The sequence below is a fragment of the Aureimonas sp. CAS genome (assembly GCF_059838215.1).
In genome coordinates this window covers 2562582-2575493 of sequence record NZ_CM187563.1, presented here as the reverse complement: position 1 = coordinate 2575493, position 12912 = coordinate 2562582, and the positions used below count along the sequence as shown (strand labels likewise).

The following is a 12912-nucleotide window of genomic DNA, read 5'->3' as shown; positions in this document are numbered from 1 at the left end:
GAGGGGCCTTCACGCTCCCCCGCAGATGTCCTGCCGGCGCCAGTTCGCATCGAACGCGATCATCTGGCTTTTGGCGAGGCCGGCGGAAATGGCCGGGGGCTTCAGACCCATGGCCAGATGCGGCACCTCGCATGCCATGGCCACCGCCTCGGCGAGCGGCAGGCCAAGATGCTCCACCGCGTTGACAAGGCTCTGCGCCATTGTGATGTGCGCGCCGGCGAGCGAGCCGTTGGCGTTCACCAGAGCGCCGTCCTTCAGGCGGATCCGCTCACCATAGAGCGAGAAGTGATCGGGGCCGGCGACGGTGGCCATGGCGTCGGAGACGAAGAACATGCGCCTTGCCTTCGGGCGTGAGCGGATGGCGATCGCCAGCATGGTCCAGTCGACATGGATGCCGTCGGCGATCAGGCCGCAATAAGCTTCGCTGTCGAGGGCCGCGCCGACGACGCCCGGCTCGCGCGAGGTCATGGGCGGCATGGCGTTGTAGAGATGGGTGAACGAGGAGACGCCCGCCGTCAGCCCCGCACGCGTTTCGGCGGCGCTCGCCGCCGTATGACCTGCCGAGACCACGACGCCAAGATCCGCGATCCGGCGGATCGTCTCGGGCGGTACAATCTCGGGCGCTAGCGTCAGCATCACCGGCACCCCCGCCGCACGCAGATGCTCCAGCGCGGCGAGCGTGGCCGCGTCCACCGGCCGGATCAGGCGGGCATCGTGCGTGCCCTTGCGGGCCGGGTTGATGTGCGGGCCCTCGATGTGGAGCCCGAGGAACCCTTCCAGCCCGAACGCCTCCACACCGGCGCGCGCGACCGCCTCGATCTCGGCCGGGCCAGCGGTGATCAGGGTCGGCATCACCCAGCCCGTGCCGACCGAACGCTGCGAGGCGACGATGGCGGCGATCGCCTCGGGGCTCGGCCCGTCGTTGAGCATGACGCCGCCGCTGCCGTTCACCTGCAGGTCGGTGCAGGCCGGCATCAACAGGAACGGACGCGCGTCGGGCGTCTCGCTGGCGCAAGCGGGGCGCACGCGGGCGACCCGTCCCCCCTCCACTTCCACAGCCATTCCGGAGACGAGCGCACCGTCGAGCCACAGATGTGTCGGCGCCAGAAGTTCGTTCACGAGAAATCTCCATCTGTGCGGGGCGGCGATCGAAGCGCCATAAGGGCCATGCCCCGGGCGCCGGAACTGTCGCCATGCTGGGCAAGGCGTATGGGCGGGCACCGCGTGGAACCCAGGCGCACGGCCTCGAAGGCGCGCGTCAGTCGCTCGATCACGCCCGGCATCTTCGACAGGCCGCCGCCGAGGATGATGCAGTCAGGGTCGTTCATGAGCTGGACCACCAGAAGGCACTCGGCAGCCAGATGCGCCCACAACGCCAGGACCCGCTCGGCGCTCGGGTCTCCCGCCAGGGCGCGCGTCGAAAGCGTTTCGGGGGCGAGCGCTTCGCCCAGCTGATGCCCGGCCAGGGCCGTCAGGCCGCTACCCGAGACGTAGCGCTCGATGCAGCCGCGCTTGCCGCAGCCGCAGGACCAGAGTGGCAGGGCGTAAGCCTCGAGCGCACGCTGGGCCATGCCGACATGGCCGAGTTCCAGTGCCATGGCGTTGAAGCGGGGAGGCATCGCACTGTCGATGCACGAACCGGCGGCCAGACCGGTTCCGAGGATGAGGCCGACGACGTTGCGCGCGCTGTCGCCAGCCCCACCGTTTGCCTCGGAGAAGGCGAAGGCCATGCAGTCATTGGCAAGGACGTAGGAGCGGCCCAGGCGCGCGCGCAGCTCCGCACCAACGTCGCGCCCGGTGATCGGAACGTTGGAGGCAAAGGCGATGCCCGATTGCGGATCCGCCGTGCCTGGCAGTCCGATGCCGATCGGCAGGTCGGCTCGGCCGGAGCGCTCCTGCAGCCAGACGAGCTGGCCGCAGAGCGCATCGAGGAAGGGTTCGAAAGCCGAGACGGGAGTTGCCACGCGTCGGCTCTCGATCGTGGAGAGATCCGGAGCGAACAGCCGTGCCTCGATCTTCGTGCCGCCCAGATCGATGGCCCCGGCCGCGATCATGCGGCGAACGGGTAGAGGGTGACGCCGGAGACGACGCGCGAGAGATTGCCCTGCGCGGCGAAGGGGTCGTCGACGTTGAGGCCGAGAGCCTCCGACCAGCTGACGGCCCAGACCTGCGCGAGAAGGACATAGAGCACCGCATCCCAGCGGGCGTCGCCCGTGCCCTCCACGACGATGTCGCAGTAGCCGGGGCCGAAGGTCAGGACCTTGGCGTTCGGGAACTGACGGCCTATCTCGTCCGCCATGTCACGGTCATAGGCCGCCGTGTGTGGGTCGGGATGGACGAAGACGACGACGAGTGTGTCGTCGCCCACAGCGGCCTTGGGTCCATGGCGGAAGCCAAGCGCGCTGTCCCACATCGTCATCGTGCGCCCGGCGGTGAGTTCCAGCACCTTCAGCGCCGATTCGCGGGCCACGCCCTTGAGCGCGCCCGAGCCCAGGAAGATCGCCCGTGCCGGGCGCGGCGGCGCCTCTGCCAGAGTGTTCAGAAGCGGTTCGGCCGCGTCCGCCAGCTGCCGCAGGCGCGCGGCTGTGTCGACGCTCCGGTCGAGACATGCAAGGGCGGCCAGCAGCATGGTGGTGTAGCTCGATGTCATCGCGAAGCCGGCGTCGTGAGTTGCCTCGGGCAGAAGAAGCACCTCGCGCTCGCCCGGTCCCGCCACAGGTCGCGTCGCCAGGGTGCCGCCGGGGTTGCAGGTGACGTGGAGGAGATGGGTGCGGGGCATGTGGGCCTCACGCAGCTCCAGCGTGCCGATGCTCTCGGAGCTGTCGCCGCTACGGCCGAACTGCACGATCAGGAGAGATGGATCATCGCGCAGATGCTCGGCGGGCGCGGCCACGACATCGGTCGTTGCGACGGACTCCAGACGAATGCGCCCGTCATAGGGGGCTGCTGCCAGCGTCTCGCCGATGAAGGCGGACGTTCCGGCACCGCAGAATCGGATCTGGCGTATCGCGCGCTCCTCGACCCACGTGGCGATCTGCGCCGCGCGCGCGGCGAGCGGCTCTGCGAAGTCTCGCCAGATGGCAGGCTGGGCGGCGATTTCCCGCCTCGTGGCCGAGTTTCCGTCGGAGGTCATGAACGCAATTCCTCGTCTGCAATGGTGATGATTTCCACGCCCTCGTCGCGCATACGGCGAAGGCGGTCGTCGTCGGGCTCGAGATCGGTGACGAGCACGGATACCGCTCCCATCCGGCAGATGACGTGCAGGCTCTGCCGCCCGAACTTGCTGCGGTCAGCGAGGACGCAGACGCGGGCGCTCGCGGCGATCATCAGCCTGTTCTGGTGCGCCTCGTCTTCGAGGAGCGTCGAGATCCCATGCTCGGGATCGATGCTGTCCGCGCTGAGCACGACAGTGTCGAAACGCATGCCAGCAAGGGACGTGTCGACGAGACGTCCCGTGAGAGAGGCGGTGTTCGCCCGTATCGTACCGCCGGGCAGCATGACGGTGTGGCGCCCGCCAGCCATCAGATTGTGCGCAACCCCCAAGCCCGTTGTCATCACGGTCTTGGGCTCGAGCGCATTCAATGCGTCGGCGAAGATTTCGGCCGTAGAGCCGTTATCGACGAGGATGGACCGGTCGCCCGCCACCAGTTCCGCAGCACGTTGGGCAATGGAACGCTTTGCCGCCAGATTGACGGATCGCGGGTCCGAGGGGTTGGGCAGAACGATGCGCGAGCCCTGCGACAGGGCAAGGGCGAGATCGATCCGGAATTCGGCCAAGCCGGCATAACCGAAAGTCTGGCAGAAGCGAATCAGGGTCGGCTCGCTGATGCCGAGCCGGGCGCAGACGTCGCGAGCCGAGGATCGGACGAATTCGACGGGTGACTCCGTGACGTAGCGCGAAATAGCGCGCGTTTTCGCCGAGGCGGCGTCGCAACTGGCGCGGATCTGCGTGAGGAGATCGCCTCGTTCGACCATGTTCACCTGCAAGCGATGTTGCAAACTTCATATCGGCCCGCATTTTTTTATACAACCTAAAAATTCTCTCTGATATTGAGTTGAGAGCAATTTCTGGAGGGCGACGATGCGGGTGATCATCACAGAAGGCGAAGACCGGGCGATGGACCATGTCTCCGATTTGTTCGTGGATGCGCTTGCACGCAAGCCCGCCTGTGTCCTCGGGCTGGCCACCGGGGGAACCATGGAAGGCGTCTATGCACGCCTCGTTGCGGCCCATCGGCGGGGCGAGGTTTCCTTCGCCAAGGCAAGGAGCTTCAATCTCGACGAATATCTGGGGCTCGCGCCGACCCATCACCAATCCTACCGCCATTTCATGGCGCACCATCTCTTCGACCACGTCGATGTCGAACCGCATTCGACCCACTTTCCCGATGGCCTCGCCGGGGACGCCTCCCAGGCGGCGGTGGCCTATGAAGCCCAACTCGCCGAGCATGGGCCGATCGACCTGCAGCTTCTAGGCCTCGGCTCGAACGGCCATATCGGTTTCAACGAGCCATCGAGCTCGCTGGGTTCGCGTACCCGCTTGAAAACCTTGACGCCCCAGACGATCGAGGCGAACGGGCGTTTCTTTGAGCCGGGGGAGGTGCAACCCCGCCAGGCGCTGACCATGGGCATCGCCACCATTTTGGAAGCTCGGCGCATCGTCGCCCTGGCACTGGGCGCGCAAAAGGCCGAAGCTGTCGCCCAGATGGTGGAGGGCCCGGTCGGCGCGCGCTGGCCGGCGAGCGCCCTTCAGTTCCACCGCGATGTGACCCTGGTGATCGACCGTGCCGCCGCCGCGCGCCTCGAAATGATCGACTACTATCGATGGGTTCGCGCCAACGAGGACTGACCCGCCCCGCCACCTCGCCCGCGAGGGATCGCCTTTCCAACCCCTTTCGTACGGAACCCAACCGATGTCCGCCACTCAACGCCTCGCTCGCATCGCAGCTGAGTTCCATTCCGGCCGCCGCGCGGGGATCCATTCGGTCTGCTCGGCCCATCCTCTCGTCATCGAGGCGACGCTTCGCCACGGGCTGTTGCACGATATCGACATCCTGATCGAGGCCACGTGCAACCAGGTCAATCAGGATGGTGGCTATACCGGCATGACTCCGGAGGCCTTTCGCGCTTTCGTTGAGGGTATCGCGAGGACGGTCGGCTTCGCGCCGGAGCGCCTGATCCTCGGTGGCGACCATCTCGGCCCCAACCCCTGGAAGCATCTGTCCGCCGAGGTAGCGATGGAGAAGGCCGAGGCGATGATCGCCGCCTACGCCCACGCGGGATTTACCAAACTGCATCTCGACACGTCGATGGGCTGCGCGGGCGAAGGCCCAGTGCTCGACGATGCGGTGACCGCCGAGCGCGCCGCGCGCCTTGCGGCCGCTGCCGAGGCCGCTTTCGACGCTGATGGGGGCGGTCTGCGACCCGTCTATGTCATCGGCACGGAGGTGCCGGTGCCAGGTGGGGCTCTGGAAGCGCTCGACCATCTCGAGGTGACCTGCCCGCAGTCGGCACGGCACACCGTTGCGGTCCATCGCGCCGCCTTCGCGGCACGAGGGCTGGAGGAGGCGTTCTCGCGGGTGATCGGGCTTGTGGTCCAACCCGGCGTCGAGTTCGGCCACGCCGACATCGTCGTGTATCGCCCGCAGGCTGCCGCTGCTCTGAGTGCTGCTCTGGCCGACATGCCTCAATTTGTGTTCGAGGCTCACTCCACCGATTACCAGCCCCCCGCCGCACTTGCCGCTTTGGTGCAGGATGGCTTTGCGATCCTGAAGGTCGGGCCGGGCCTGACCTTCGCGCTTCGCGAGGCGCTGTACGGGTTGTCGGCGATCGCGGACATCCTCGCGCCCGACCCACGGGCGCGAGGACTGCCTGAGACGATGGAAGCCCTCATGCTGGAAAAGCCGGACGCTTGGCGAAGCTACTACCATGGCTCGCCGGAGAGCCAGCGCGTAGACCGTCATTTCTCGCTGAGCGACCGCATCCGCTACTACTGGCCCGAGCCGACGGCGCAAGCAGCGGTCGATGCCCTTCTCGCCCGTCTCGGCTCACGCCAGATCCCGACGACGCTTGTCAGTCAGTATCTTGGAGGTCTCGCTCCCGCCTTGGCGGACGGTGAAATCACCGGCGACGCCGCTGCACTGATCCAAGCAAGCCTGACGGCGGTTCTGGAGACCTACCGATCCGCTACCGCGCAGGCGTCGGGCGAATGCCAACGTTCGCTAGGCGATCGATGATCGAGTAGACGTCAGCAATGGGCGCGAAGCGCGTCTCAGTTTGTGGTTGCAATCGCTTGGTCCTCTTGAGTCATGCTTCAAACGGACTGTCGGGCAGCCTTGCGTTTTGCTGGCGATCGATCTGTGGGCAGAATGGCTGCTGTCGTCCTCCTCCGTACGAAAGCTGCCGGTCCGCTATCGGCCCATCGCTGCCTCGGAAAAGAGTTCCGACATGGGTGGATTGCGGTCTATCCGGTTTCGGCCATCAATTACAAGGAAGCAGACATTCCACCTGCCCGCGATGGTCGGCAGCTCTGCGTCCAGAGGCAAAAGTTCGGTTCAGAAGACGGATTGGCAGAAAGCCGCCATTCGTTGAGCTTTCCAAATCGTTCACACAAACGATCATTTGTCGGGATTACTTTACGCCGCAGCGTCCATCTGCGCACGTGCAAGCCGAATATCACGTGCCGGGGGATGTCCGAACATGCGGCCATATTCACGCGTGAACTGCGGCACGCTTTCGTATCCGACGCCGTAGGCCGCATCGTTGACGGCTTTACCCTCCGCAAGCATCCGTCGCCTGGCCTCGATCAGGCGGAGCTGCTTCTGGAACTGGAGCGGCGAAAGCGACGTAATGCTGCGGAAATGAACGTGGAATGCGGACAGGCTCATGCCAGCAACATCGGCCAGCGCCCCGATCTTGATGGGATCTGCATAGTGCTGGCGCAGGATCGCCACAGCGCGCCCGATCCGCTGGGCATGGCTGTCGGACATGCCCAGCGCGCGAATGGCGCCGCCATGACGCCCGTTGAGCAGCCAGAAGTATAGCTCGCGGAGGAGTTGCGGGCCTAGCACCGTGAGCGTGTCAGGACGATCGAGCATCCGCATCAGGCGCATGGCTGCATCGGCAACTTCCGCTTCGGTCGGATCGACCCGGACCGGCCGGTATGCCTCGAATGGCGCTGAGCCGATCTCCGCAACCAGTCCGGCGATGATCGTGGGGTCGAGTTCGAGGACCATCGAATAATAAGGCAAAGCGCGGCTAGCTGTGGTGATCTGGCTGACGGTGGGCACGTCCGTGGTGATGAGGAGAGAGTCGCCTGCGCCAAAGTCAAAGCTTTGGCAGCCCATGGTCACGCGTTTGCCACCTTGCACGACCAGCGCCACCAGCGGCTTCGACACCGCGAATTGCAGCATGGTCGGCGCAATCTCGACCAGGACCATCAGCCCCTCAACGGGTGTGGTGGCGACGCCGTGGTCGGCATGGGCGTCAGCATAGTGACGGATATGATCGAGAAGCTGATCGTTCATAAGGTGACGATAGGAGGGCGGGACGGATAAGACAACTCATCTGGATAATCAGGCAAATCTTCGGGACAATCGCGCAACACCGACGGGCACGGCCGACGCATAAAGTCGGCACTACCAACCCGGAGGCTTTCATGACCACCATCGCTCTCGTTACCGGCGGCAGCCGCGGCCTCGGTCGCAACACCGCGATCAGCATTGCCCGCCACGGCGGGGACGTGATCCTCACCTACCACAGCGGCAAGGCCAACGCCGATGCAGTCGTCGCCGAGATCGAGGCGCTGGGTCGCAAGGCGGTCGCCTTGCAACTCGATACGGGTGACGTGTCCTGCTTCCCGGCTTTCGTGGAGCGTCTGCTCGGCGCCCTGCGCGACACCTGGGGCCGCGACACGCTCGACCACCTCGTCAACAATGCTGGGCACGGCGAAATGGCGGACTTCGTCGCCACAACCGAGGCGCAGTTCGACAAGCTGTTCGCCGTCCACGTCAAGGGCGTGTTCTTCCTGACGCAGGCGCTGCTGCCGGTGCTGGCCGACGGCGGTCGCATCATCAACTTCTCGTCGGGGCTGACCCGCGTGTCGTTCCCCGGCTTCTCGGCCTACTCGGCCGCTAAGGGCGCCGTCGAGATCCTGACGATCTACATGGCGAAGGAGTTGGGCAGCCGCGGCATCACCGCCAATTCAGTCGCGCCTGGCGCGATCGAAACCGACTTTCTGGGCGGCGCGGTCCGTGACATCCCGGATTACAACACCGCCTTTGCCGGGATGACCGCGCTCGGCCGCGTCGGCTTGCCCGAGGATATCGGGCCGATGGTGGCGAGCCTTCTCGGCCCTGACAATCGCTGGGTCAACGGCCAGCGCATCGAGGTCTCGGGCGGCCAGACCATCTGACACTTTCGGCAGGTGCCGCGCTGCGGCACCTGCCAATATGAGAGCCATGACCATGCCCAAGCTCATCATCCACTCACCCATTGGCACCTTCGATGCAGCCGATCGGCAGCGCATCGCCGGAGCCCTGACGACGCTGGGCCTCAATTGCGAGGAACTGCCTGCCTCACCGATGGTCCGCAGTACCGTCTGGATCTACTTCGCCGAATATGCAGATGAAGCCGTCTTCATGGGCAACGAACCTGCCAGTCTGCCGGTCGTGACGCTGCAGATATACGCCCTGGCGGGTGGCCTTGACGACGTCGGCAAGCGCAAGCTCATCGAAGGCGCGACAGTCATCCTTAACCGACGCGCGAACAGAGAGCAGATCGCACCCGTGTATGTCGTCATCCACGAGGTTACGGAGGAGGACTGGGGCATCTTCGGCAAGCAAGCCGATCTGTCCGGTTTGCGAGCGAGCCCGCTGGATGCGCCTGCTATCTGACTGGCAGACCCCTTCCATGACCGAAAGTGTTATCAAAGGGCCATACGGGGTCGAGCGTTCCCGAAACCTGTTCCCGACCGCCTCTTTTCAAGACCACATAGCGAGATGGTGTCATGGGACTCATCTGCGCCTTCGCCTGACCGCTTTCGGAAAGGTACCGGCAGTTGCGGAACGTCAGCGAAGGGTCGGAAACGGACGCTGTTCCAGCGAGATGAGTGGTCTTCAGGAATAGCTGGCGGCTGCACGAACTCGATCAACGCGCCGTCGGGCCAATGACGGGAATCACCCGTGTCCCCGCCCGCGCGCCGCCAGTGATCGCTGTGGTGTGCCTTGCGCCCTTCAGCCGTAGGGCTCAATCCTCGCAAGGAGCGCTTCGATGTCGTTGACCGCATGGGCCCGATGCGCAAATCCCGGGTCGAACGGCCTAGCCGGCACGCTTGGTCGATCCAGACTTCGATATTCCGAGGGCTCGATCATCTGATCCGCCAGTGAGACGATCGCCATGCGAACCTGCGCCCCCGTGCGCTGCTGTCATTTGACCGAGGAACGCACCTCCGATTTCGCCCATCCGTTCGAGTCGCGCTCCGAGCCCATCGACCTAGAACCGGAGAGCCTCGTCGACGGAGGCGACTGCGAAGCCGACATGATCGGTGCGCTGCACGCGGATGTTTGCCTGGTCAGTCGTACCACCGGTCGTACCAGCAAACGAACCATTCGTTCGCAAGGGGTCTATAGCGAACGATCCAAATGCGTCACTTCGAGACTATTGGCTCGCCCGGTCATATCGAGATATTCTTCCCACAACCCAAAGCCAGAAACTCAGTGGATAGCGCCAGGGGCTTGGAGATCGAGTTGATGATTTGGGAGGTCGCGCGATCCATTTCCTCCGGGCTCGACGACCGGGGCGGGGTCCGTGTGGCGAAGAGGGCCGGGTATGGTAGGTGCCGCAGCGGCTAGGTCGCAACCGCCGCCACGAGCCTCACCAAGGCGAGCATGCCCGGATCGTCCAAGCCGACGCTGCGCTCGGAGAACATCCGCGCGCGTCCGATCTTGCAGGGGCGGTCACGGAACTCGTCGAGCACGGCTTGTCCGGCCGCCTTCGCCGCCAGTGCGATTTCGGCCGGGTCTTCGAGCCCTCGAATTGCGATCGCAACGGCACTCAGGCCGTCCAGCACGGTCTTGTCGCCGAGGCTCGCCCCACCGCGCGCGATCATCGCGTCGCGGGCCTGCTCCAGACGGGGCGATAGCTCCCACCAGGGGAGTGTCTGTAGTCCGCGGGTTTCCTTCGCGAAGCTCATCAGCCCCGTGGCGAGAAGCGTGCCGAGGCTCGAACCCGTTCCTGAGAGCGCCGCCTTCGCCAAGGTGGAGAAGCCGGCCCCGAGATCGGGGCAGGCGTCGAGATCCTGCGCGGCCATGGTCCGCAAGACCCGCGCCAGCATCCCGCCCGTGTCGCCGTCGCCGATCGCCGCGTCGGCCTGATTGAGTTCGTCCTCCAGCGTCGCCATAGCCGCCTCGCAGCGTTGAACTGCAGTTCGCAAATCTTCGACGCGCATCATGCCCGGTCGACCTTCCAGAACGGACAGCGCGCCGGGGCGCGGTAGAGCCGCTCTAGTTCGTCGTCGAGAAAGGACAGGGTGATCGAGGCGCCGGCCATCTCCATCGAAGTCACGTATGGGCCGACCATCGGATAGACGATGTCGATGCCGCGGGATCGGAGAACGCTCTTCGCGCGCCCGAAGAGGATGAACAGCTCCTCCAGCGGGGTCGCGCCGAGGGAGTTGACGAGGATCGCCACACGCGCGGACCCGCTGGCCGGAGCCTCGGCCAGGATGCGATCCAGCATCTCGTCGACGATCGCATCGGCCGGCTTGAGCTTGTCGCGCCAGATCCCGGGTTCGCCGTGGATTCCCATGCCGAACTCGATCTCGTCGTCCGCGAGCGTGAAGGTCGGCCCGGACGCACCGGGAACCTTGCAGGACGCGAGCGCGACGCCGATTGTGCGTGTCCGCTCCACCGCATGGCGCGCCGCCTGCGTCACCGCGGCGAGATCGCCACCTTCCTCCGCTCGGGCACCGGCGGCCTTATAAGCGAACAGGATTCCCGCGACGCCGCGGCGCTTGGTGCCCTGTTCGGGAGGCGCACTGGCGATGTCGTCCGTTCCGAGCACGGTGGTCGTTTCGAGCCCTTCGAGCTCCAGCATCTCGCCGGCCATGTCGAAGTTCATCCGGTCGCCGCCGTAGTTTCCGTAAAGGCGCAGGACACCCACGCCGCCGTCGGCCGCACGGATCGCGTCCACGCAGCTGTCGACGTTCGGTCCCTCGAAGACGTTGCCGATGGAGCAAGCGTCGAGAAGACCTTCGCCCACATAGCCGGTGAAGAGGGGAAGGTGGCCGGACCCTCCGCCCGAGACGACACCGACCTTTCCTTTCCGCATGCCGTCCGCGCGCGCGATCACCCGGCCGGCGGGGCCGGCCCGCCGCAAGGACGGGTGGGCCGCTACCAGCCCGTCGAGGGCCTCCTCGACATAGTCGGCGCTCGCGTTGATCAGCTTCTTCATGGTGTTCAAGCTCCGTCGTCCGTCTGCCGAAAGACACGTGTCAGCGCGCCAGCTGGACCTGGTAGCGGGGCGGATCGACGCGTTCAAAGCCGATCTTCCGCTTGCTCCAAATCTCGGTGGGTTCGAACAGCGTGCCGGGGGTGCGGAGATGGGCTTCTACGGCCTCTAGATTGAGGTCGAGGCCGAGACCCGGAACGTTCGGGACCTCGACATAGCCTTCGGTCAGATAGTTGGATGGGAGCCCGGTCACGAGATCGTCCCAGAAGGGAACGTCGAGGCCGTGGTGCTCCACCGCCATCAGGCTCTGGATGGAGGCGCCGCAATGGACGTTGGCCATGAAGCCGATCGGCGAGCAGCAGGAGTGGAGCGCGGTCGGAAGGCCGTACCGGGCGCCGTGATCGGCGATGCGCTTGGTCTCGAGCATGCCGCCCGAGGTCAGGAGATCGGGATGAAGGATGTCGAAGGCGCGGGTTTCGATCGCCTCTCGGAAGCCGTCGACGAGGTAGAGGTCCTCGCCGCCGGCGACCGGCGTCAGAAGAGCATCCGCGACCTTCTTGTGGCCTGCCAGATCGTGCCAAATCACCGGATCCTCGACCCAGGCGAGATTGAAGGGCTCCAGTGCCTTGCCGATGCGGATCGCCTCGTCGGCCGTGACGTAACCTTCGCCGAAATGGTCGACACAAAGAGACACCTCGCTTCCGACCTCCTCGCGCACGGCGCGCACGATCTCGACCGCCGCCTCGATGCCACGCTCGGAGATGCGGGCGCCCGGTCCCGAACCGGCGACGCGGGCGGACTTGCCGAGATCGTACTCGAAGCGGGTGGGGGCCCCGACGAGCCCGCCCTGGGTGCCCTCGAAGAGCCTAGGCGGCAAGTCGAACTTGACAAAGGTCAGGCCCATGTCGGCGCGCGCCTTCACGGCCTTCGCATAGGCCTCCGGTGTCAGGTCGACGGGGGCCGGCGTGTCGCCGTAGATTCGCACGCGGTCGCGGTACTTGCCGCCGAAGAACTGGTGGCACGGCACGCCATAAACCTTTCCGACGAGGTCCCAGAGGGCGATCTCGATGCCCGAGACGCCACCGCCCTCGCGCCCGTCGCCGCCGAAGCGGCGCATGGCGTTGAAGATCATGTCGACGTTGCAGGGGTTCTGCCCGAGCAGGAAGTGCTTGAAGTGCAGCGCGCTCTCGGGATGCCCGCCGTCGCGGATCTCGCCGAGGCCGTAGAGGCCCTGGTTCGTCTCAATGCGGATGAGCGGATAGTAGCAGATACCGGTGACGACAGCGATGCGCATGTCGGTGATGCGCAGCTCGCTCGGCCGGGAGTGGAGGCGCACGGCGTTCTCGACAAGGTCGATCGCGCTGAGCTCTTGGGGCTGGTCGGTCAAAGTCCGCTCCTCGGATAAGCGTGCCCGGCGGCGCGGGCCTGTTCGTGTCGTAAGGGTCGGCGCTGGGGGCGCCGAGC

At 65.6% G+C, this 12912-nt stretch carries 12 protein-coding genes; 4 read left to right on the top strand and 8 right to left on the bottom strand.

The annotated features are described in order from the left end of the window. Positions 1-9: 9 nt before the first annotated feature. The 4 genes from AC6R2M_RS12365 to AC6R2M_RS12350 are packed head-to-tail and all read right to left on the bottom strand — an operon-like array spanning position 10 to position 3999. Positions 10-1119: an N-acetylglucosamine-6-phosphate deacetylase gene (locus AC6R2M_RS12365; RefSeq protein WP_500482563.1), complete on the bottom strand. Its 1110-nt coding sequence runs from the start codon at positions 1117-1119 to the stop codon at positions 10-12. Then, entirely contained in the window at positions 1116-2054 is a 939-nt protein-coding gene (locus AC6R2M_RS12360) for an ROK family protein (protein ID WP_500482561.1), read from the bottom strand. The genes AC6R2M_RS12365 and AC6R2M_RS12360 overlap by 4 nt, the downstream gene beginning before the upstream one ends. Continuing rightward, complete coding sequence (locus tag AC6R2M_RS12355; protein WP_500482559.1) at positions 2051-3133, bottom strand: AgaS family sugar isomerase; 1083 nt, start codon at positions 3131-3133, stop codon at positions 2051-2053. Before AC6R2M_RS12355 ends, AC6R2M_RS12360 begins: the two co-directional genes overlap by 4 nt. Then, positions 3130-3999 carry a DeoR/GlpR family DNA-binding transcription regulator gene (locus tag AC6R2M_RS12350; RefSeq protein WP_500482557.1) on the bottom strand — a complete coding sequence of 290 codons (870 nt, stop codon included), beginning with the start codon at positions 3997-3999 and terminating at the stop codon, positions 3130-3132. Before AC6R2M_RS12350 ends, AC6R2M_RS12355 begins: the two co-directional genes overlap by 4 nt. Positions 4000-4081: 82 nt before the next feature. Between AC6R2M_RS12350 and nagB the strand changes: the two genes are divergently transcribed. After that, positions 4082-4849: a glucosamine-6-phosphate deaminase gene (gene nagB, locus AC6R2M_RS12345; protein ID WP_500482555.1), complete on the top strand. Its 768-nt coding sequence runs from the start codon at positions 4082-4084 to the stop codon at positions 4847-4849. Between the two features lie 64 nt (positions 4850-4913). Beyond that, positions 4914-6236, top strand: coding sequence for a D-tagatose-bisphosphate aldolase, class II, non-catalytic subunit (locus tag AC6R2M_RS12340; RefSeq protein WP_500482553.1), 1323 nt, complete (start codon positions 4914-4916; stop codon positions 6234-6236). A gap of 399 nt (positions 6237-6635) precedes the next feature. Here the strand turns inward: AC6R2M_RS12340 and AC6R2M_RS12335 are convergent, their stop codons facing one another. Then, a complete protein-coding gene (locus AC6R2M_RS12335) occupies positions 6636-7526 on the bottom strand; it encodes an AraC family transcriptional regulator (protein WP_500482551.1) in 891 nt (296 codons plus the stop codon). A 131-nt stretch (positions 7527-7657) separates the two neighbouring features. Between AC6R2M_RS12335 and AC6R2M_RS12330 the strand changes: the two genes are divergently transcribed. Both AC6R2M_RS12330 and AC6R2M_RS12325 read left to right on the top strand, forming a co-directional pair. Further along, positions 7658-8413 (top strand): SDR family NAD(P)-dependent oxidoreductase, encoded by a 756-nt coding sequence (locus AC6R2M_RS12330; RefSeq protein ID WP_500482549.1) that lies wholly within the window; start codon positions 7658-7660, stop codon positions 8411-8413. Positions 8414-8459: 46 nt separating this feature from the next. Further along, positions 8460-8894, top strand: a complete 435-nt coding sequence (locus AC6R2M_RS12325) for a tautomerase family protein (RefSeq protein WP_500482547.1) — start codon at positions 8460-8462, stop codon at positions 8892-8894. Between the two features lie 953 nt (positions 8895-9847). Here AC6R2M_RS12325 and AC6R2M_RS12320 read toward each other — a convergent pair. Genes AC6R2M_RS12320 through AC6R2M_RS12310 form a run of 3 tightly spaced genes read right to left on the bottom strand, consistent with a single transcriptional unit; the run spans position 9848 to position 12835 of the window. Further along, positions 9848-10450, bottom strand: a complete 603-nt coding sequence (locus AC6R2M_RS12320) for a dihydroxyacetone kinase subunit L (RefSeq protein ID WP_500482545.1) — start codon at positions 10448-10450, stop codon at positions 9848-9850. Beyond that, positions 10447-11451, bottom strand: coding sequence for a dihydroxyacetone kinase subunit DhaK (locus tag AC6R2M_RS12315; RefSeq protein WP_500487582.1), 1005 nt, complete (start codon positions 11449-11451; stop codon positions 10447-10449). Before AC6R2M_RS12315 ends, AC6R2M_RS12320 begins: the two co-directional genes overlap by 4 nt. Before the next feature lie 40 nt (positions 11452-11491). Continuing rightward, positions 11492-12835 carry a mandelate racemase/muconate lactonizing enzyme family protein gene (locus AC6R2M_RS12310; protein ID WP_500482544.1) on the bottom strand — a complete coding sequence of 448 codons (1344 nt, stop codon included), beginning with the start codon at positions 12833-12835 and terminating at the stop codon, positions 11492-11494. Between the last annotated feature and the right edge of the window lie 77 nt (positions 12836-12912).